This is a genomic window from Methanosarcina spelaei (assembly GCF_002287235.1).
Taxonomy (GTDB): domain Archaea; phylum Halobacteriota; class Methanosarcinia; order Methanosarcinales; family Methanosarcinaceae; genus Methanosarcina; species Methanosarcina spelaei.
Map to the genome: position 1 here is coordinate 1 of NZ_LMVP01000348.1, position 764 is coordinate 764.

At 33.9% G+C, this 764-nt stretch carries 1 protein-coding gene; it reads right to left on the minus strand.

What is annotated here, in order from left to right:
- Positions 1 to 27: 27 nt before the first annotated feature.
- Positions 28 to 764, minus strand: a 737-nt coding sequence (locus ASJ81_RS14480) for a transposase (RefSeq protein WP_141241742.1), incomplete at its 5' end; no start/stop codon positions are given.

Consider the following 764-nt stretch of genomic DNA (forward strand, 5'->3'; position numbering starts at 1 on the left):
TCTTCCTCATGTATTCTCCCCATCGATTTACCTAAGACACTCCACCATTAACCTAACTCTTAACTTTCGTCTCAGCCATTCTTCAATTAGAAGTATAAACATTTCAAATCTGAACTTATCCTCGTCTATGACTTGCGGACCTCTATTGACTATTGTAAAGTGTTTTTTCTGAAGGTACAGCCATATATTCTTTAGTAGGAAGGATACTAACGTATAAAAATATCTGATCTCAGCATTTTTAGTTGACGTTTTTGGCTTAACTATGTTCCTCATTCTGTATGACGATTCAATAGCAAATCTTCTTCTATAAACCGTACTGACCTTTCTTGGAGACCATTTGACCCCAAAAACCACAAAGCCAAGATTCTCACATCCCTTTTTATCTCTTTTGCCTTTTAAATACTTGACATCAATGACAATATCCAGATGAATTCTTTTCTTTGCGTTTTTCATAACATATTGTTCACATCTTGCTTTGGTCCCCTTAAGGATTTGTTTCATCTTATTTCCTTTCTTAACAACTGGAACAATGTGTGGAATGTTGTTTTTTTGAAGAAATTCAAACACATCTATACAATAAAACTCTCTATCCATGCAAAGAACCTTAATTTTGAAATTCAGCCCTTTGATAAGGTCGATAAAATGGGAAAGGTATTCAACCTTTGTTTTTTTCTTTTCTACGGGAAGAACAGATAAAGTAAATCTTTCGTTCTTGTTAGTGATGTAGAGGGTGATGTATGAGTAAAAAGAGTTTGTTGACTTTT